General features: G+C 67.1%; 22 protein-coding genes. 13 read left to right on the top strand and 9 right to left on the bottom strand.

Features of this window, described 5'->3' with window-relative positions; all coding sequences use genetic code 11:
* The first annotated feature begins 7 nt into the window (after nt 1-7).
* Nucleotides 8-490, top strand: coding sequence for an SRPBCC family protein (locus tag QUE68_RS06040; RefSeq protein ID WP_286275289.1), 483 nt, complete (start codon nt 8-10; stop codon nt 488-490).
* On the opposite strand, the gene QUE68_RS06045 is transcribed toward QUE68_RS06040, so the two are convergent.
* A complete protein-coding gene (locus QUE68_RS06045; RefSeq protein WP_286275290.1) occupies nt 475-1,206 on the bottom strand; it encodes an HAD family acid phosphatase in 732 nt (243 codons plus the stop codon). The genes QUE68_RS06040 and QUE68_RS06045 overlap by 16 nt on opposite strands.
* A 33-nt stretch (nt 1,207-1,239) precedes the next feature.
* On the opposite strand from QUE68_RS06045, the gene QUE68_RS06050 reads away from it, so the two are divergent.
* A complete protein-coding gene (locus QUE68_RS06050; protein ID WP_284225049.1) occupies nt 1,240-2,094 on the top strand; it encodes a patatin-like phospholipase family protein in 855 nt (284 codons plus the stop codon).
* On the opposite strand, the gene QUE68_RS06055 is transcribed toward QUE68_RS06050, so the two are convergent.
* A complete protein-coding gene (locus QUE68_RS06055; RefSeq protein WP_286275291.1) occupies nt 2,083-3,051 on the bottom strand; it encodes a patatin-like phospholipase family protein in 969 nt (322 codons plus the stop codon). The two genes, QUE68_RS06050 and QUE68_RS06055, sit on opposite strands and share 12 nt — an antisense overlap.
* 52 nt (nt 3,052-3,103) lie before the next feature.
* On the opposite strand from QUE68_RS06055, the gene QUE68_RS06060 reads away from it, so the two are divergent.
* Nucleotides 3,104-3,469 (top strand): VOC family protein, encoded by a 366-nt coding sequence (locus QUE68_RS06060; protein ID WP_286275292.1) that lies wholly within the window; start codon nt 3,104-3,106, stop codon nt 3,467-3,469.
* A 2-nt stretch (nt 3,470-3,471) separates the two neighbouring features.
* On the opposite strand, the gene QUE68_RS06065 is transcribed toward QUE68_RS06060, so the two are convergent.
* A complete protein-coding gene (locus QUE68_RS06065; protein WP_284225052.1) occupies nt 3,472-3,696 on the bottom strand; it encodes a hypothetical protein in 225 nt (74 codons plus the stop codon).
* A gap of 351 nt (nt 3,697-4,047) precedes the next feature.
* Entirely contained in the window at nt 4,048-4,482 is a 435-nt protein-coding gene (locus tag QUE68_RS06070; RefSeq protein ID WP_286275293.1) for a lipoprotein LpqV, read from the bottom strand.
* Nucleotides 4,483-4,603: 121 nt separating this feature from the next.
* Here QUE68_RS06070 and QUE68_RS06075 point away from each other — a divergent pair, with 121 nt between their 5' ends.
* On the top strand, nt 4,604-5,131 hold the full coding sequence (locus tag QUE68_RS06075) for a cysteine dioxygenase (protein WP_286275294.1): 528 nt from the start codon (nt 4,604-4,606) through the stop codon (nt 5,129-5,131).
* On the top strand, nt 5,131-5,532 hold the full coding sequence (locus QUE68_RS06080) for a rhodanese-like domain-containing protein (RefSeq protein ID WP_286275295.1): 402 nt from the start codon (nt 5,131-5,133) through the stop codon (nt 5,530-5,532). The genes QUE68_RS06075 and QUE68_RS06080 overlap by 1 nt, the downstream gene beginning before the upstream one ends.
* On the opposite strand, the gene QUE68_RS06085 is transcribed toward QUE68_RS06080, so the two are convergent.
* The 3 genes from QUE68_RS06085 to QUE68_RS06095 all read right to left on the bottom strand — a co-directional run bounded on the left by QUE68_RS06085 (nt 5,503) and on the right by QUE68_RS06095 (nt 9,148).
* Nucleotides 5,503-7,209 (bottom strand): alpha/beta hydrolase, encoded by a 1,707-nt coding sequence (locus QUE68_RS06085; RefSeq protein WP_454786227.1) that lies wholly within the window; start codon nt 7,207-7,209, stop codon nt 5,503-5,505. The genes QUE68_RS06080 and QUE68_RS06085 overlap by 30 nt on opposite strands.
* 9 nt (nt 7,210-7,218) lie before the next feature.
* Nucleotides 7,219-7,992 carry an enoyl-CoA hydratase gene (locus tag QUE68_RS06090; RefSeq protein WP_284225057.1) on the bottom strand — a complete coding sequence of 258 codons (774 nt, stop codon included), beginning with the start codon at nt 7,990-7,992 and terminating at the stop codon, nt 7,219-7,221.
* A 73-nt stretch (nt 7,993-8,065) separates the two neighbouring features.
* Nucleotides 8,066-9,148: an enoyl-CoA hydratase/isomerase family protein gene (locus QUE68_RS06095; RefSeq protein ID WP_284225058.1), complete on the bottom strand. Its 1,083-nt coding sequence runs from the start codon at nt 9,146-9,148 to the stop codon at nt 8,066-8,068.
* Nucleotides 9,149-9,319: 171 nt separating this feature from the next.
* On the opposite strand from QUE68_RS06095, the gene QUE68_RS06100 reads away from it, so the two are divergent.
* Both QUE68_RS06100 and QUE68_RS06105 read left to right on the top strand, forming a co-directional pair.
* Entirely contained in the window at nt 9,320-10,168 is an 849-nt protein-coding gene (locus QUE68_RS06100) for a Bax inhibitor-1/YccA family protein (RefSeq protein WP_284225060.1), read from the top strand.
* A 140-nt stretch (nt 10,169-10,308) separates the two neighbouring features.
* Complete coding sequence (locus tag QUE68_RS06105; RefSeq protein WP_284225061.1) at nt 10,309-11,175, top strand: hypothetical protein; 867 nt, start codon at nt 10,309-10,311, stop codon at nt 11,173-11,175.
* A 60-nt stretch (nt 11,176-11,235) separates the two neighbouring features.
* Here QUE68_RS06105 and QUE68_RS06110 read toward each other — a convergent pair whose 3' ends face one another.
* A complete protein-coding gene (locus QUE68_RS06110; RefSeq protein ID WP_284225062.1) occupies nt 11,236-12,453 on the bottom strand; it encodes an acetyl-CoA C-acetyltransferase in 1,218 nt (405 codons plus the stop codon).
* A gap of 50 nt (nt 12,454-12,503) precedes the next feature.
* A complete protein-coding gene (locus QUE68_RS06115; RefSeq protein ID WP_284225063.1) occupies nt 12,504-13,469 on the bottom strand; it encodes an SGNH/GDSL hydrolase family protein in 966 nt (321 codons plus the stop codon).
* A 193-nt stretch (nt 13,470-13,662) separates the two neighbouring features.
* Here QUE68_RS06115 and QUE68_RS06120 point away from each other — a divergent pair, with 193 nt between their 5' ends.
* The 6 genes from QUE68_RS06120 (at nt 13,663) to QUE68_RS06145 (ending at nt 18,940) form a co-directional block, all read left to right on the top strand.
* Complete coding sequence (locus QUE68_RS06120) at nt 13,663-14,715, top strand: alpha/beta hydrolase fold domain-containing protein (protein WP_286275296.1); 1,053 nt, start codon at nt 13,663-13,665, stop codon at nt 14,713-14,715.
* A 29-nt stretch (nt 14,716-14,744) separates the two neighbouring features.
* Nucleotides 14,745-16,139, top strand: a complete 1,395-nt coding sequence (locus QUE68_RS06125; protein WP_284225066.1) for a cystathionine beta-synthase — start codon at nt 14,745-14,747, stop codon at nt 16,137-16,139.
* 185 nt (nt 16,140-16,324) lie between these two features.
* The gene (locus QUE68_RS06130) at nt 16,325-16,699 is read left to right on the top strand and encodes a CD225/dispanin family protein (protein ID WP_286275297.1); all 375 of its coding nucleotides are present in this window, start codon (nt 16,325-16,327) and stop codon (nt 16,697-16,699) included.
* An 11-nt stretch (nt 16,700-16,710) separates the two neighbouring features.
* On the top strand, nt 16,711-17,139 hold the full coding sequence (locus QUE68_RS06135) for a DUF2752 domain-containing protein (RefSeq protein WP_284225068.1): 429 nt from the start codon (nt 16,711-16,713) through the stop codon (nt 17,137-17,139).
* A 49-nt stretch (nt 17,140-17,188) separates the two neighbouring features.
* Entirely contained in the window at nt 17,189-18,223 is a 1,035-nt protein-coding gene (locus QUE68_RS06140) for a DUF2189 domain-containing protein (RefSeq protein WP_286275298.1), read from the top strand.
* A gap of 36 nt (nt 18,224-18,259) precedes the next feature.
* A complete protein-coding gene (locus QUE68_RS06145) occupies nt 18,260-18,940 on the top strand; it encodes an RDD family protein (protein ID WP_284225070.1) in 681 nt (226 codons plus the stop codon).
* Nucleotides 18,941-18,955 lie beyond the last annotated feature (15 nt).

Genomic DNA, 18,955 nt, shown 5'->3' on the forward strand with positions numbered 1-18,955 from the left:
CTTCATCATGGCGCAGCCGATGGTGGTCGAGCAATCACGGGCCATCCCCGTGTCCCTGGAGGCCGCCTTCGACGGCACCGTCCCGATTCCCCTGCCCACCCTCTTCAGCCGCTGGTACGGACCGATCCCGCCGATCAAGGCGGTGCGGGATCAGACCGGGGACTGGGACGCGGTCGGCAAGACCCGCACCGTGGTGCTGACCGGTGGCGGCAGCATGCGTGAGCAGCTGACGACCTACGACCCGCCCACGTCGTTCGGCTACGCGCTGACCGACGTGCGGGGACCGTTGGCGCCGCTGGTCGATCACGTCGACGGACTGTGGGCGTTCACGCAGGTAGGCACGGGCACCAAGGTCACGTGGCGTTGGACGATCTACCCGCGTTCCGGGTTGGCGGCTCCGCTGCTCCCAGTGTTCGGCAAGCTATGGCGCGGCTACGCCCGCCAGTCCCTCGAGGAGCTGTCGAACCGGCTCCTTCACGGGATCCGGTAGAAGGGGTTCGGCAGCAGGTAGGTCTGCATTGCCGAACCGCCTTCGAGGTCGGACGGCTGGTCGCCGAGGTTCGCAATGATGGCGTACCCCTGCGCCTCCAGTTCCGCACGCCGGGGTGCCTTGAAGTCAGCCGCTGAATCGAAGTGTGCGCCAACGGGTTCCATGATGAGCTGACGGTAGCCCGTGTACCCGACGTCGGTTAGGTTGCGCTCGGTGGCAGCCCGCTGCGACTCGTCGCGGCCCGTGATGAAGAAGACCGCGGCGCCGCTGTCCCTGGCGGCGCTGAACACGTCCAACGTCGGGGGGATGACCGTCGACCGCGCGGCGAGATCCCATGCCCGCCAGCCGCACGGCCCGGCGGGAAGCGTGACGCACGGACCGTCGATCACGCGTCCGAAGTCGTTGGCGCGGATCGCTTCCCAGTTCGAGAGCGCCGTCTCGTCGATGTCGAAGACGACGGCGGGCCGGTCGACGCGCGGCGCCTCCTCGACGATCCAGGTGACCGCAGGCGCGGTGGCGATCCGTAGATCCGTCAGGTAGGCGCCGCCGTCGAAGTAGTCGATGGCCTGGAACTTCAGGTCGCCGATGTTCGGTGGCTGCACCGGTGCGGGAACGATTGGCACGGGCGGGGCGGGGGGTTCGGCGAACGCCGCGGGCGGCGCGCACACCAGCAGGGCGGCGGTGCAGAGCGAGGCCAGCGCGGAGCGTCCGATCACGTCGTGAACCCTACGGTGGCACACTCGGGTGCCGTGACGAAACGTGGACTGGTTCTGGCCGGTGGGGGACTCGCAGGCATCGCGTGGGAGACGGGCATCCTGCGCGGCATCGCGGACGAGGCGCCCGACGCCGCCCGTGCGCTGCTGGACGCCGACGTGCTGCTCGGCACGTCGGCCGGTTCGACGGTGGCCGCGCAGATCGGCAGCGGTACCGACCTCGACGCGCTCTTCGCCGCGCAGATCGCCCCCGACACCCACGAGATCGACCCCGGAAAGAGCATCGACGACATCACCGAACTGTTCCTGACGGCGGTCCTGACACCGGGTCTCACGACGCAGGACAAGCTGCGGCACATCGGCGCCATCGCCGTGGCCACCGAGACGGTCGCCGAAGCGGTGCGCCGTGCCGTCATTGGTCATCGGCTGCCCTCGCGCGAGTGGCCCGAGCGGATACTTCGGGTGACGGCCATCGACGTCGACACCGGCGAATCATTGGTCATCGACCGCGGTTCGGGCATCGCCATGGTCGACGCCGTGGCGGCCAGCTGCGCGGTACCCGGAGCCTGGCCGCCAGTGACCGTCGGCGACCGGCGCCTCATGGACGGCGGTGTCGGTAGCAGCGTGAACATGTCGGCGGCGTCGGACTGCGATGCCGTCGTCGTACTGGTGCCGTCGAGCGCGACGACGCCGTCACCGTTCGGCAGTGGCGCGCCGGACGAGATCGCCGCCTTTCCCGGCGAGGCCCTGGCCGTCTTCGCCGACGACGAGGCGATCAGCGCGTTCGGCCCGAACCCCCTCGACCCGGCGTGCCGGATCCCGTCGGCGAATGCTGGTCGCGCACAGGGACGTCGGGAGGCTGCCCGGATCGCCCGCTTCCTAGGCGTGTGAGGTGCGCGGCACCAGCGTGTCGAGTGCGGCGGCGGCCAGTTCCTGGCCGATGTCGATGACCACTTCGGCGCGATGGAATTCCAGGCTCCTGGCCGCGGTGCGGGGCACCTCGATGAGGAGGTCCGGCGGATGCGCCGCGAGAGTGTGGCGCATCAGGGCGGACTGCGCGATGTCGATGGCGCGGTTCAATACCTCGAAGCCGCCAAGCTTGGGCACCGACGATTCGGTGTGATCGTCGTGGTCGTCGGTCTCCACGCCGTCGTTGGCGAAGCGGCTGAGCACCGTCTTGGCCGCGGGGGTGTCCAGCAGCATGCGGGCAGTGCTCGTGTCGAGCAAAGCTGTTGTGCTGCGCCACATTCGGTTGAGGAGCTCGGTCGTCTGCCCCGGCTCGGCCGCGATCCGGGCGCGGTTCGGGTCGTCACCGTTCAGGCTCACGGCGATGATGAGGTCGGCGTTGACCGCGGCGAGCGGAGCCATCGGCAGCGGATCCAGGATCCCGCCGTCGGCGAGCAGCCGGCCGTCGAGAACGTAGGGCTTGATGACACCGGGGATCGCGATCGATGCGCGGATCGCGGCATCGAGCTGGCCGCGCTGCAGCCATACCGATTTGCCAGCGATCAGGTCGGTGCTCACCGCCGTGTACGGGATCGGCAGATCCTCGATGAGGGCTGCGCCCAGGATGTCCCGGACCGCGTCGAGGATCTTCTCCGCGCGCAGCACGCCCGCGGACGTCAGTGAGGGGTCGAGCAGACGCAAGACCGCCCGTTGCGTCAGCGAGGTTGCCCAGGCGGTGTATTCGTCGAGCTTGCCCGCCGCCTCCAGCCCACCGACGAGCGCTCCCATGGACGACCCGGAGATGCCAACGATCTCGTGTCCGCGGTCGTGCAGCTCGTTGATGACCCCGATGTGCGCGTAGCCCCGCGCGCCACCACTACCGAGACACAGCGCCACTCGCATGAACTCATCATCGTCTGATTGAGTCGGTACCGAAGCGGCAACTCTGGTCGACATGTTGGGAAAACTTCGTTCGGTCGTCCTCGACACCCGGGAGCCACGCCGACTGGCGGACTTCTACGCTGACCTGCTCGGGGGCGACGTCGCCTCGGAGGACGACGATTCGTGGGTGGTGCTCACCGAGCCGACAGGCAGCCGACTGGCGTTTCAGCTGTCACCGGAGCACCAGCCGCCGCAGTTCCCCGATCCGCGTGGATCACAGCAATTCCATGTGGACGTCGAGGTGGACGATATCGACGACGCGGAGCCAAAGGTCTTGGCGATGGGCGCAACCCGGGTTACCGACGCGGTCGTCGAAGGCGAGTTCCGTGTGTACCGAGACCCGGCAGGTCATCCGTTCTGCCTGGTATGGACCAACTAGGGTTAGCAGCCCACCCTGGCGAAGAAGGCGCCGGCGACGAGGGCGACGATCATCGCCACCTGCCACTGGCCGCTGGAGAGCGCGACGACGACGCCCATGATGGCGCCGACCGCGATGATGAACAGGAGAATGCCCAGCATCAAGCGCATGCCGTTGATCGAGCCGTGGGCCGCAGTCGGCATGGCCGTCCGCGGCTGACTCAATTCGGCGTTGTCTCGACCGATCATTGACCCTCCAAGGTGATGAGGGACACATAGTACCTAACTTTGTGATCTAAACCACAACATGTAGACGCGCTAATTGTTTGTGCGCCACAAGGTTCGAGGTTTGCAATCGGCCAGCCTCGTTGCATTGACACCCACCGACGACGGCGACTGGGAGATCGGCCCGGTCCCCTGCCGACGTTCCGTCCCCGAAGGTCATTCGCGCCGTTCGCAAGTGGGCAGCCGACGGGATCGTCCCTGCGACCAGCCGGGTTTTCGGCGCGTTCGACGAAGCGCTCGCTCGCGCCCGACGTTGGATTGCCGAGTCGGAGAGCCCGCCCGGCGGTGTTTCCGACACCCGTGATTAAAAGCGCGTCAGCCGCACAGATCGTCCGCGGCGGCCTCCGCGGCGACGATGACCGCCGACTGCCGTGCGGGGCTCAGCCGTGACCAGGGCGCGTCGAACGTGCCGGGCCCGGAGGCGTCGGACTTCTGCACACTCTCCAAGTACGGCTCGAACTGCGTCTTCTGGTCGCCGCCGCGCTCCTGCATCCACACCTTCGCAGCGTGGCAGGCCTGGAAGTACTCGTCCTCGGTCGATTCCGCAGGGGTGCCGACCGCCGTGGTGACACCGTTCGGGGATACCCCGACGGCGCCCGGTTGCGCCGTGTGGGTCTGCAGGGTCGTCGTGGTCGGCGTCACCACGCTGGACGCCGACGACGAGGGAGGAGCCGCGCCGTCGGATCCGGAGGAGCAGCCGGCCAGGAGGGCTGCCACGGCGGCTGCGGTGACGATCGGGTAGCTGCGCATGCCGCCAATCTATGCAACACTCGCCACTGTGTTGGAGCGGACCATCTATCGGGAGTGTTGTCGGGCTTGATGCCCGCCCCCTGATCGATCCCTCATCTAGGTTGCCCTGGAGTCCGTTCACATGTCCCTCGCACTTCCCTCCGTCGTCGCACCCACCCAACTCCGCGTTGCCGACCTGCTGCAGGCCACCGACGTCGCCGCCGATCACGTGCTATCTGGTCGCTACGACCACGTGCTGCCCGCCGGCGGCCCACCCTCCGATGAACGCTGGTACACCCGGTTGCACGGCGACGACGAGCTCGACGTCTGGCTCATCAGCTGGGTGCCCGAGCGGTCCACCGAACTGCACGATCACGGCGGATCACTGGGTGCGCTCACCGTTGTATCGGGCGCCCTGATCGAAACCCGTTGGGACGGTGGGGCGTTGCGTGAACGTAGGCTCGCGGCTGGTGATCAGGCCGGCTTCCCGCTCGGCTGGGTCCACGACGTGGTGTGGGCGCCGTCGAAGCCCGTGTGCGGGCACGCGCCTACCCTGAGTGTGCATGCGTACTCGCCGCCGTTGACCGCGATGTCGTACTACGAGGTCACCGAACGAAACACGCTGCGCCGTGACCGGACCGAGCTGACCGACAAGCCCGAGGGGGACTGATGGCAAGCCGCATCGACGCCGCCCTCGAGTCCGCGCGCGCCAAGTTGACGCGGATCGAGGCCGGTGACGTACCCGCCGCACTGGCCCGGGGAGCGCTGCTCGTCGACATCCGCCCCGCCGCGCAGCGGGCCGCCGAGGGCGAGGTCGACAGCGCGCTGGTGATCGAACGCAATGTTCTTGAATGGCGTCTCGACCCCACCAGCGACGCCCGGCTGCCGCAGGCCGACGACGACGTGGAGTGGTTGGTCCTCTGCTCCGAGGGCTACACCTCGAGCCTGGCCGCGGCGGCGCTCGTCGATCTGGGCCTGCACAAGGCCACCGACGTGGTCGGCGGTTATCAGGCCCTGCGCTCGACGGGAGTGCTCGACCGCCTACTCGTCGGAACGCAGCAGCGGCCGTAGCTTCTCTGTCTTCGCGGGTGTCCAACCGGGGGGCTGCATGATCGCCGCCCACGCATTCGCCACGTCCCGCACGTACACGTGGCCGTGGCCATCGGGGACGTCGACGGCGACCGCCATGTCGGCCGACACCTGCAGGAAGGTCACGACCGGAATCCACTCCATCTCCGGCGATACGTCATAGCCGCGGGGTTCGCGCAGCCAGTCCGGTTTGGCGAACAACAGATCGGGATTCCACCACGCGATCGGATCGGAGGCGTGCTGCAGATACACCACCCGCGGCTCCCCCCAGGGGTCGGCCGGTCGGCCGAGATCGTCTGCCTTGGCGGCGAACCGGACGTTCTCACCCTTGTCGTAGATGGGCAGCCACTCGGGTGAACCTGCGTCGCGGTTGCGGGTGAGTTCGGTCCAGATCGTGTTGTTGAAGGTCGGACCGGAGAACAGCGCGCCGTCGGTCCTGGCGATGAGGTTGTTGAGGGACAGGAACGGCGCCTCGCCACCGAAGGACCCCAGACTCTCGCCGAACACCACCAGCTTCGGACGCCTGGCCTCGGGCATCGTGCGGACCAGCGAGTCGACCGCTTCGAAGAGGGCCTGGCTGGCTTGGCGGGCGTTCTCCTTGTCGACCAGGAACGACAACCAACTCGGAAGGAACGAGTACTGCATCGACACGATCGACGTGTTGCCGTTGTACATGTATTCGAGTGACGACGCCTCGGCCTCGTTGATCCAGCCGGTCCCCGTCGTGTTGGCCACCGCGACCACCGCGCGGTCGAGACCCCCGGTGCGCAACAACTCTCGGGCGGCGAGCTCGGCGGTCGCCTTGAAGCCGTTGGCGGAGTTCAACCCCGCGTAGGCGCGGATCGGCTCGGTCGCGGGGGCGCCGTTGAACGTCGTCAGGTCGTCCACCGACGGACCGCCGGCGATGAAGACGCGACCCTGGTGGCCGAGCGACGACCAGGTGACCAGCGATTCGGGACCACCGGAGCGCAACGTCGTGCTCGGCGCGGCGAAGTCCGGATCCTCCTCGTTGTTGACCGACTCGAAGGTGTTGTTCAGCGTGCTCATCAACGCCCGTACCACGATGCCATTGAGGAGCGCAATGCTCAGGACGAGCAGGAGCGTGACGACGACGACAGCCGAGACTCGTGGTGGCGCAACGCGATTAAGTTGGCGGACCAGGAACCGCACCAGCTTGCCGACCAGTTGGCCGAGCTCGACGAAGACGAACAGGAAGACGATCGCCAATACCGCGGTCAGCGGGTGGTCCCAGAAGTCCAGTCGTGGCACGCCCATGAAGTCGCGAACGTCGTCCTGCCAGACGTGGAACGAGATGATGGCCAGCGTCTGCCCGATGACGCCGACCACGACCAGCGAGATCCACGCCCACCGCGGGGCCGGGGGAGTGGAGTCTTTCGACCTCATGTACCGGACCAGCCACACACTGAAAACGCCGATGCCGTAACCGATCGCACCTGCGGCGCCACTCACCAGGCCCTGGAACAGCGGACCGCGGGGGAGCAGCGACGGAGTCAAGGACAGCCAGACGAACACCAGGCCCAGCGCGGTGCCGAAGAACGTGTAGTGGCGCAGCCACCAGTCCGGCTTCGCCGGAGGTGGCGCAGCGTCCGGCGCGGCAGCCGGTTCCGGTTCGCCGACCTTGGTCTCCGTGTCTGTCACGAACGCACTTTAACGGTGCGTGAACCTCGGTGGGCGCTTCTCGGTGAAGGCCGCCATGCCCTCGGTCTGATCGTCGGTGGCAAAGGCGGAGTGGAACAGCCGTCGTTCGTAGAGAAGACCTTCTGCGAGAGTCGATTCGAAGGCGCGATTGACGGCCTCCTTCGCCATCCGCGAGGCCGACAGCGACATTCCCGCGATGGTGGCCGCGGTGGCATTGACCTCGTCGAGGAGCGAGTCGGCGGGCACGACGCGGGACACCAGGCCACTGCGATCGGCTTCCGCCGCGTCGATGGTCCGCCCGGTGAGGATGAGGTCCATCGCCTTCGCCTTGCCGATCGCGCGGGTGAGCCGCTGCGAACCGCCCATCCCCGGCAGCACGCCGAGCTTGATCTCGGGCTGGCCGAACTTCGCAGTGTCGGCGGCGATCAGGATGTCGCACATCATCGCCAGCTCGCAGCCTCCGCCCAGCGCATAGCCCGCAACGGCCGCGATGGTCGGAGTGCGGGTGGCGGCGAACTTCGACCAGGTCGCGAAGAAGTCGGCCGCGAAGACGTCGGCGAATGACAGGTCGGCCATCTCCTTGATGTCGGCGCCCGCGGCGAAGGCCTTCTCGTTGCCGGTGACGATGATGGCGCCGATCTCGGGGTCGTTGTCGAATTCAGCTGCTGCGCTGGTCAATTCGACCATCACCTGGCTGTTGAGGGCGTTCAGCGCCTTGGGCCGGTTCAAGGTGATGGTTCCGACGCGGCCCTCGCGCGTCACCAGGATGGTCTCGTATGTCATTGCTCGACTCCTTCTCGTTCCGGTCCTCGCTCGTGCCTCGCTGCGATCCTCACTCGTTGTCGTCTTCGGGAAGTCATTGCTCGACTCCTTCTCGTTCCGGTCCTCGCTCGTTGTCGTCTTCGGGAAGTTCTAGGTCGGGGTCGGCTGATCGGAAGTACGCCTCGACGGCGTCCGGTGAGCATGATTCCAGGGTGGCCGGCGACCACTTCGGATTGCGGTCCTTGTCGATGAGGAGGGCGCGGATGCCCTCCACAAGGTCATGCGACCGCAGGGCTCCGCACGCCGTGCGGAACTCCTGGCGCAGAACGTCGTTCAACGTGTCCAGGTGTGCCGCCCGCCGGACCGCCTCCAGCGTGACCGCCAGGGCGATGGGCGATCGGCCGGCGATGTGGTTCGCGGCATCGATGGCGGGCCCCGCGTCGTGCGCGCGCAGTGCGGCGAGGACGTCGACGACGGTCGCGCCCGCGTAGCATTCGTCGATCCAACCCTGCTGTGCCAGAAGAGGACTCGCGGGCGGCTCAATTCCGTGTGTCTGAAGCGCCGCCTCGACGCCGTGCTCGACGATGGCGTTCTCGAACGCGTCGAGTGCGTCGTGGGGGACGAAGTGGTCGGCGAAGCCCATCGCGATCGCGTCCGCTCCGGAGAACGGCGCGCCGGTTAGCGCGGCATGCAGGCCGAGCCGCCCCGGCGCACGGGACAGCAGGTAGGTGCCACCGACGTCGGGAATGAAGCCGATGCCGACCTCGGGCATCCCCATCTTGGTGGTGTCGGTGACGACGCGGACGCGGCCGTGCGACGCGACTCCGACACCGCCACCCATCACGATGCCGTCCATGATCGCCACGTAGGGCTTGGGATAGGCGGCGATGTAGGCGTCGAGGACGTATTCGTCGTGCCAGAACGACCGCGCCTCGGAGCCGTCGCCCTTGGCGCTGTGGTAGATCGCGATGACGTCACCGCCTGCGCACAAGCCGCGTTCGCCCGCACCCGTCAGCAGAACAGTGCGCACCGAGTCGTCGTGAGCCCAGTTCCTGAGAGCCTTCTCAAGCTCGGTGACCATGTCGTGGGTCAGCGAATTGATGGCCTTCGGCCTGTTCAGAGTGATGCGGCCGACGCCGTTCTCGACATTTACTAGGATGTCCTCGTTTCCTGCCACGGCTTGCAATCTAGATCGTCGCCCCAGGGGTAGGCGACACGGGTAACCTTTCTCAACGAGTTCACAGTTTCAGTGATGAGGCCGGGAACCGGTCCGCGTCGCCGCACGTTGACTCATTGTTCGTCAATGTTCGTCACCAGACGAGCCTTTAGCACACGAGAGGAACCGACGGTGCGCGAAAGCAGCAACCCGGTATTCCGTTCCCTGCCCAAGCAGCAGGGCGGATACGCCCAATTCGGTACCGGTGCCGCCGGCTACGGCGCGGCAGCGGTACAGGCTGATCCCTATGCGGCGCAGCCCTACACCGACCAGTCGAGCCAGGTCTCCCGGCCGCTGACCATCGACGACGTCGTCACAAAGACCGGAATCACGGTGGCCATCGTGGCCGCGGTCGGCGTGGTGTCGTACTTCCTGGTGTCGCAGAACCTCGGGCTGATGATGCCGTTCACGCTCATCGGTGGCCTTGGTGGCTTCGCGTTGGTGATGATCGCGACGTTCGGCCGCAAGCAGGACAACCCGGCCATCGTCCTGAGCTACGCCGCGCTCGAGGGCCTGTTCCTTGGGGCCGCGTCGTTCCTCTTCGCGAACGTGGTCTCTACGGGTGGCCCCGGGATGATCGCGCAGGCGATCTTCGGCACCATCGGTGTGTTCATCGGCATGCTGGTCGTCTACAAGACCGGTGCCATCCGCGTCACGCCGAAGTTCACGCGGATGCTCGTCGCCGCGCTGTTTGGCGTCATGGCGATCGCTCTGCTCAACTTCGTCCTCGCCATCTTCGGCGTCGGCGGCGGCGAGGGCTTCGGTTTGCGCAGCGGTGGCCCGTTGGCCATCATCTTCTCCTTGGTCTGCATCGGGCTGGCGGCGTTCATGTTCCTGATCGACTTCGACTCGGCTGACCAAATGGTCCGCGCCGGCGCCCCGTCGAAGGCCGCATGGGGCATCGCGCTCGGGCTGACCGTGACGTTGGTGTGGCTGTACCTCGAAATCCTGCGACTGCTCAGTTACTTCCAGAACGACTAGCAGTCCTACCCCGGGAAGCCCGTTCGCGAATTGCGAACGGGCTTTCTGCTGTTTTGAGGCGTTCATTCACAGTGCGCGATCCATCCCCAAATCGCGCGCTGGCAATGGATTCGACGCGGACGCCGCTGCACCGTGAAGAGATGAACGTCTACGGCGTGCCCTTCCTCGGGACGGAGGCGCTTGCCGCCGGCGCAGTCAACAAGCATCAGCTGCGGACTCGCTATCGGTCCGTGTTCCCAGGCGTGTATGTGGAGCCCGACCTGGAGTTGACCCTCCAGCAGCGGGCGAAGGCGGCGTGGTTGTGGTCGGGCCGCGAAGCCGTGATCGCGGGGCTCGCCGCATCAGCGCTACACGGCGCCGAGTGGATCGACGGTCAGGCGCCCGTGGAGCTGATCTGGTCGAATGCGAGACCGCCGCAGGGTATTCGGACGCGACGTGACCGGCTCGCCGTGGGTGAGGTGATGTCATTGACGGGTATGCGTGTCACCACACCGGTGCGCACGGCCTTCGACTTGGGGCGATTGATCCGGGGCGATGAGGGCATCGAACGCCTCGACGCGCTGGGCCAGGTCGCGCGGTTTAGCGCCGCGGACGTCGAGGCGGTCGCCGATCGACATCGGGGGTCACCGGGTGCGCCACGATTGCGGCGAGCGCTCGAGGCGTACGACCCTGGCGCAGAATCACCCCGGGAGACGTGGTTGCGACTGCTGCTCGTTCGCGCCGGGTATCCGCGGCCGCGTACGCAGATCCCCGTCTGCGACGAGACGGGCAGGCCGATCTACTTCCTCGACATGGGGTGGGAAGACGTGAAGATCGCCGTCGAATACGACGGCGATCAACATCGTGAACGGCGGCGATGGGGTAAGGACATCGTGCGGTCCGAGTACTTGGCCCACCGGCGTTGGAGGCACATTCGCGTCGTGGCCGGCAACCGTCCCGCCGACGTGCTCAACAGAGTGCGTCGGGCCTGGGCCGCTAGTGTGCGCGGAGATCGCGAAATCGCCTGAAAAGGGCAGTCTCGCGATCTCCGCGCACACCAGCGGCGGCTAGTGGCAGCTAGTGGGCAGCTAGCTCAGGCGCTCGATGATCATCGCCATGCCCTGGCCACCACCGACGCACATGGTCTCCAGGCCGAAGGTCTTGTCGTAGGTCGTCAGGTTGTTCAACAGCGTGGCCGTGATCCGGGCGCCGGTCATGCCGAACGGGTGACCGATGGCGATCGCGCCGCCGGACACGTTCAACCTGTCCTCGTCCATCCCGAGCGCGCGCGCCGAGCCCAGGACCTGAACGGCGAACGCCTCGTTGATCTCGTACAGGTCGATGTCGTCGATCGACATGCCCGCCTTGACCAGTGCCTTCTTGCACGCCTCGATGGGGCCGAGGCCCATGATCTCCGGCGAGAGGCCCGACACACCCGTCGACACGATGCGCGCCAGCGGCGTCAGGCCCAGCTCCTTGGCCTTCGTGTCGCTCATGATCACCACGGCGGCCGCACCGTCGTTCAGGGGACAGGCGTTGCCCGCGGTGATGGTGCCGTTCGGCCGGAACACCGGCTTGAGCTGGCTGATCTTCTCGTAGGTGGTACCGGCGCGCGGCCCGTCGTCCTTGGACACCACCGTGCCGTCGGGCAGCGTCACCGGCGCGATCTCGCGGTCGAAGAAGCCGCTGTTGATGGCCTCTTCGGCCTTGTTCTGGCTGCGGACGCCCCAGTGGTCCTGGTCCTCACGGCTGATGCCGGTGAACAGTGCGACGTTCTCGGCGGTCTGGCCCATCGCGATGTAGACGTCGGGCAGCAGGCCGTCCTCGCGGGGGTCGTGCCACTCGGTGCCGCCGAGCGCCGCCTGATCCGAGCGGGCCTGCGCATCGGAGAAGCTCGGGTTCTTGGCGTCGGGCCAGCCATCGGCGCTGCCCTTCATGAAGCGCGACACCGTCTCGACGCCGGCGGAGATGAACGCGTCACCCTCGCCGGCCTTGATCGCGTGGAACGCCATCCGGGTGGTCTGCAGCGACGAGGAGCAGTAGCGGTTGACCGTGGTTCCGGGCATGAAGTCGTAGCCCAGCTCGACGGCCACCGCGCGCCCGACGTTGAAACCGGCCTCACCCGCCGGCTGGCCGCATCCCATCATCAGGTCGTCGATGTCGCGGGGATCCAGCGCGGGCACCTTGTCCAAGGCGGCACGCACCATCTGCGCGGCGAGGTCGTCGGGCCGCATGTCGACCAGAGACCCCTTGTTGGCACGCCCGATCGGCGATCTGGCGGTCGAAACGATGACGGCTTCGGGCATGACGGACTCCTTGTTCGGTGGCGCGGGTGAGGCTGCAGGCTAGTGCGAACCTAACCCGTCACCGAAGCGACGATGGGCGCGGGTACGCCCGTCGTACGGCGCCAGATCCGCGCGATCCCGCCGATGCGGGCCAGAACGGAGTCGTCGCCGCTGCGCGACTCGAGCGCCGGTTCGACGTCCGAGTCTGCCGACCACTCGCCGAGTTCTTTGCACAGCGCGGGCAACAGCTGCTGGGCGGCGAGCGCATAGCCGGCCGCGGAGGGGTGGAACAAGTCGTCGGAGAAGAAGTTCTCCGGCACCTTCTGGAACTCCGGTGACAGGAGGGCCGAGAACGGCACGGGTACGCCGCCCGCCGCATGCACCTCGCTTGCCTGTGCGCGCGCCAGCCGCAATCCGATCGTGCGGGCGACCAGGCGCAACGGCTGCGGGATCGCGGTGATGACGCCGAAGTCGGGGCAGGTGCCCACCACGACGACGGCACCGCTGCCGCGGAGTCGGCTCACCGCAGCACCGACGCGCCGTGCGGACGGCCCAATGCCGTTCACCGCCGTGACGTCGTTGGCGCCGATCATGACGACCGCGGCGTCGGGCGGCGGCCCCGCCACGAACATGGCGTCGATCTGCCCAGACAACCCCTTGGACGTCGCGCCGACGATCGCCTTCGTGCTCAACCGGATGCGTTTGCCGGACTCCTCCGCGAGCCCGCGCGCGATCATCACCCCCGGCACCTCGTCGGCGTCGACGCAGCCGTATCCGGTCGCCGTCGAATCACCGAAGATCATCAAGTGGATGTCGAACGGCACGCCACGATGCCACTTCTGGCAGGGGCCGCCGCCTGGTGTGTAGATGCCGTCGGCCCGCGGTGGGACGTCCCACGACTTGGGAATGACCTGCCGGGCCTGGTCGGCCTGATCGTGCAGCAGGTTGCGGGCTCCGACGTACACGGACCCCGTCGACGCGAGCGCGGCGGCGGCGGCCAGGGCGATGGTCGACCCACGCGGGACACGAATGACCACGGCCCCAGTTTAATGGCGACTTTCCGCGATCTCCGCGTGTGGTGAGCCCAGAAGCGTCACGGTGCGGTATCAAGTCCGGTACGACTTTGGATTCTTCGATTGTTGAACATTCACGAAGATGCCAAGCTAAGTTACCCAGTTGGCTGTAGACACTCGGTCAACGGGCACTACAACGGCGTAGGAAGTGGTGGCGATGACCGCACCCAGCAAGGTATCGGGGCCGTCGCGGTCCCCGATCGGCCCAGCTAGAGCCCATAAGCCGCGCCGATTCCCGGTAAGCGACGGGGCACCCGTCGAAGTCGTCGAAGACGGCCCGAGCATCGCCGGTCGCTTGTTTGCTCTCGGGGCAATGATGACCATCAAGCCAACTCTTGGGGTCGCCAGTCACATCCCGCACATGCCATGGCCCTTCGGGGTGGTCGACTTCGTGTCGCGCGTGCTGCGGCCCGCGCCGGGAACGATCCGCGCAACCATCGCGCTACCGAACTGCACCGCCCAGCTGGTCCGCGCGGCCGGCGTCCTGCCCGCCGACGGCAAACGCAGCGTGATCCTGTACCTGCACGGCGGAGCCTTCCTGACCTGCGGGGTGAACTCGCACGGTCGCATGGTGACCGCGCTGTCAGGGTTCGCCGACAGCCCGGCGCTGGTGGTCAATTACCGCATGATTCCCAAGCATTCGATCGGTCAGGCGATCGACGACTGCTATGACGCCTATCAGTGGTTGCGGCTCAAGGGTTACCAGCCCGACCAGATCGTGCTCGCGGGCGACTCAGCCGGTGGCTACCTGTCCCTCGCGCTCGCCGAGCGGTTGCAGCTCGACGGCGAACTGCCAGCCGCCGTCGTGACCATGTCGCCGCTGTTCGAGATCGACAACGAGAGCCGCGCCCAGCATCCCAACATCGGGACCGACGCGATGTTCCCGGCGAAGGCCTTCGAGGCTCTCGTCGCGATCGTCGAAGCGGCAGCCAGGCGGCGGGTCGTCGACGGCGAGGCCGAGCAGGTGTACGAACCGCTCGACCACATCGAGAACGGGTTACCGCGGACGTTGATCCACGTGTCCGGCTCGGAGGTCCTGCTCAACGATGCGCGGAAGGCGGCCCACATGCTCGCCGCCGCGGGTGTTCCGGTCGAGGTGCACGTCTGGCCCGGCCAGATGCACGTCTTCCAGCTGGCGGCGCCCGCCGTGAAGGAGGCCACGCGGTCGTTGAAGCAGATCGGCGACTACATCCGAGAGGTCACCTGGTAACCCGACCGCAGGCCTGACACGATGGAAGCATGCGAATCGCGGGTCATGTCAGTGAGCTCATAGGCAATACACCTCTCGTCCGGTTGAACTCCGTTGTCCCCGAGGGCGCAGGCATGGTCGCGGCCAAGGTCGAGTACCTCAACCCTGGCGGCAGCTCCAAGGACCGCATCGCCATCAAGATGATCGACGCCGCGGAAGCCAGCGGACAGCTCAAGCCCGGTGGCACGATCGTCGAGCCGACGTCGGGCAACACGGGTGTCGGACTGGCGTTGGTGGCGCAGGAGCGCGGTTACAAGTGCGTATTCGTCTGTCCGGACAAGGTTAGCGAAGACAAGCGAAACGTGTTGCGCGCGTACGGCGCCGACGTCGTCGTGTCCCCGACGGCGGTGCCGCCCGACCATCCGGACAGCTACTACAGCGTGTCCGACCGCCTGGTGCGTGAGATCGACGGCGCCTGGAAGCCGGACCAGTACTCCAACCCGAACGGTCCGGCGAGCCACTACGAGACGACGGGCCCCGAGATCTGGGCGGACACCGACGGCAAGATCACCCACTTCGTCACCGGCGTTGGCACGGGCGGGACGATCACCGGTGCGGGGCGCTACCTCAAGGAGATGTCCGGCGGGGCGGTGAAAGTCATCGGCGCCGACCCGGAGGGGTCGGTGTACTCCGGGGGCACCGGACGGCCGTACCTCGTCGAGGGTGTTGGGGAGGACTTCTGGCCGTCGGCCTACGACCCGACCGTCAGCGACGAGATCATCGCGGTGTCCGACGCCGACTCCTTCGAGATGACGCGACGCCTGGCCCGTGAGGAGGGCCTGCTCGTCGGCGGCTCGTGCGGCATGGCGACGGTGGCCGCGATCCGCGTGGCGGAGCGTGCCGGCCCGGACGCACTCGTCGTAGTTCTCCTTCCCGACGGCGGACGGGGTTATCTCTCGAAGATCTTCAGCGACGCCTGGATGTCGTCCTATGGCTTCCTGCGCGACAGGCTCGACGGATCGATCGAGCAGTCCACCGTCGGAGACGTGTTGCGCCGCAAGTCCGGTGCGCTGCCCGACCTGGTCCACACCCACCCGTCCGAGACGGTCCGCGACGCGATCGGAATCCTGCGCGAGTACGGCGTCTCGCAAATGCCGGTGGTCGGCGCCGAACCGCCCGTGATGGCAGGCGAAGTAGCGGGCAGCGTATCGGAACGAGAACTTCTGTCCGCCGTCTTCGAGGGCCGGGCAAAGCTCGCCGACGCCGTCTCCCAACACATGAGCCCCGCGCTGCCCCTGATCGGGGCCGGCGAACTGGTCAGCGCGGCGGAGAAGACGCTGCGCGAATGCGACGCCGTGATGGTCGTCGAAGAGGGCAAACCCGTTGGGGTGCTTACCCGTCACGACCTGCTGGGATTTCTCTCGGATGGCAGTACGCGCCGGTAGACGCGTCACACCTCCGGCGGCGGGCGGCGGCACGTCCGCCGAAGACCGAAGCACCGGCAAGGATTGCGGGTTTGACGGGCCGTCACATGGGGTATCCCAGTTCGCTTTTTGGTCGTCTCTCCGAGCGTGTTCTCGGGTAGGGTAACAGCGCTCAGACCCAGCAAACAGCTCACTGGAAGGCGTTCATGACCGAGTACCCGCCGCCCCCGCCTGGTAATTACCCTCCGCCTCCGCCCGGTAACTACCCGCCACCTCCGGGACCCGGCGGACCCGGCGGACCCGGTGGGTACGGCGGCGCTCCTGCCAGCCAGCCCGACAACAACCTGGTGTGGGGAATCCTGGTCACGGTGCTCTGCTGCCTTCCTCTGGGCATCGTGTCGATCGTCAAGGCCACGCAGGTTTCCGGGTTGTGGGGCCAAGGCCGCTACGCCGAAGCGCAGCAGGCCGCTGACGACGCCAAGAAGTTCGCCATGTGGGGTGCCATCGCCGGGGTCGTCGTCGGCGTCATCTACCTGATCTTCACGCTGGTGGTCGGTGCCAGCGCCTTCTCGTATTCCTAACCCGCACAGCCATGTTGGATACGCGCCGGTCGCTGCCAACGACACCTCTCGGCGCCCCGCTCGGGGTGGCGGTGGCGGCCGGCCTGTTGTGCGGCGCGGTGTGGCTCGGCGATCCGATGTCGGCGGGTGGGCCGCTACCGGTGTGCCCGACGAAGGCCTTGTTGGGAATCGACTGCCCCGGGTGCGGAAGTCTGCGGATGATCTACAGCCTCCTGCACGGGGACGTCCTTGGGGCGGCCCGCTTCAACGCACTCGGGCTCGTGTCGGTCTTGTTCCTGCTCTGGGCATTTGGCGCGTGGACCTACGGCCGGATCGTCGATCGGAGGATCGGCAGCTGGCAGCATCACCGGTGGTCGGCCGTCGTGGCCCTGGTGCTGGTGTCCGTGTGGTTCGTCGTCCGCAACCTGCCCATCGCACCGTTCACCGCGTTATACGTCTAATCGACAACGGAATTCCCCGAACCGAGATCAGCCGAAAGGTAAGACGACCATGACCAACCCGCCGCAGCCACCCGAGGGTGGCGACTACCCGCCTCCGCCGCAGGGGGGTTACTCGCCACCGCCACCGCCGCCGCAGGGTGGTTACGGGGCGCCGCCGCCGCCGCCGCAGGGTGGTTACGGGGCGCCGCCGCCGCAGGGCGGATATCCGCCGCCGCCGCAGGGCGGTTACGGAGCGCCGCCGCCGCAGGGCGGGTACGGGGCGCCGCCGCCGCAAGGTGGTTACTACCCACCACAGGGCGGATATCCTCCGCCGCAGCCCGGTTATCCGCAGCAGGGCGGTTATCCGCAGGCTGGCGGTCCCGGCTTCGGTGGCGGCCGTGAGGTCAACATCGGCGAGGCGTTCTCGTGGGCCTGGAACAAGTTCACCAAGAACGCCGGCGCGCTGATCGTTCCGACGCTGGTGTACGCCATCATCGTCGGCGTCGTGTACGGGATCTTCTACGGGATCGCGATTGCCATCGCGCCGGATCCGGTCAGCTCCTACGACTCGTACGACAGCGGCTTCAGCTACTCGTTCAGCTCGGGATTGGGGGCCGCCAGCCTCGCCGTGATCTTCCTCGGCAGCCTGGTGACGTTCGTGGTGGTTGGCGCGATCTCGTCGGCGTACTACGCAGGCCTCCTGGACATCGCCAACGGGCAGCCCGTGACGATCGGTTCGTTCTTCAAGCCGCGCAACGTCGGAAGTGTGCTCGTCGCGAGCCTCATCATCGGCATCCTGACCTCCATTGGTCAGGCGTTGTGCGTCATCCCCGGCCTGCTGGTATCGCTCTTCACGCTCTTCGCGTTGGTCTCGATCGTCGATCGCAACCTGCCCCCGATCGATGCGTTGAAGGCCAGCTTCGAGTTGGTGAAGAGCAATTTCGTACAGGTGCTGCTCGCCTGGCTGATCATCGGGGTCATCGTGACGGTCGGCGCGCTGGCGTGCGGCATCGGCCTCATCGTCGCGTTGCCCGTGGCGGCACTGTTCCTGGTGCACACCTACCGCAAGCTCGGTGGCGGCGCCATTGCCCCGCTGACTCCGTAGCCTCTGGATCGCCCAACCACCGTCGAAGGACCGATCATGACCAATCCGCCGCCCCCACCGGGAGACTTCCCACCCCCGATACCCGAGGGCTACCAGCCGCCGCCACCACCCGGTGGTGGATACCCGCCGCCGCCACCTCCCGGCGGGGGGTACGTGCCTGCGCCTCCGGGCGGCGGGTATGCGTCCGCACCCGCATCCGATGGCACGTTTGGCCAGGGCCCCGAGCAGTACGCCCCATGGCTGACTCGCGTCCTGGCCTGGCTCATCGACTGGGTGCCCGTCGCCATCCTGTCGGGAATCGGTTCGATCATCCTGATCACCATGCAGAAGGTCGAAACCGTTTGCATCACCGATGATTCCGAGTATCAGCTCGGCGACTTCTGCGCGACCGGGAGCAATGGTCCCAGTGGGCTGGCGTGGACGCTGTTCATCGTGTTGGAGATCATCGCGCTGGCCTACATCGTCTGGAACCTCGGCCTCAAGCAGGGCACGACCGGCTCCAGCATCGGCAAGGGCATCATGAAGTTCAAGGTGGTCGGTGAGGAGACCGGGCAGCCGATCGGCTTCGGCAAGTCCGTGCTGCGGGAGCTCGTCTACATCGTGGCCTATGCCGCCTGCGGCATCGTCTGGATCGTCGCCGTCCTCTTCCCGCTGTGGGATCCCAAGCGGCAAACCCTGGTCGACAAGTTGATCAAGACGGTGGCCGTTCCGCTCTGACCGAGGCGGTAGCGT

It is taken from the genome of Mycolicibacterium sp. TUM20985 (assembly GCF_030295745.1).
GTDB lineage: Bacteria > Actinomycetota > Actinomycetes > Mycobacteriales > Mycobacteriaceae > Mycobacterium.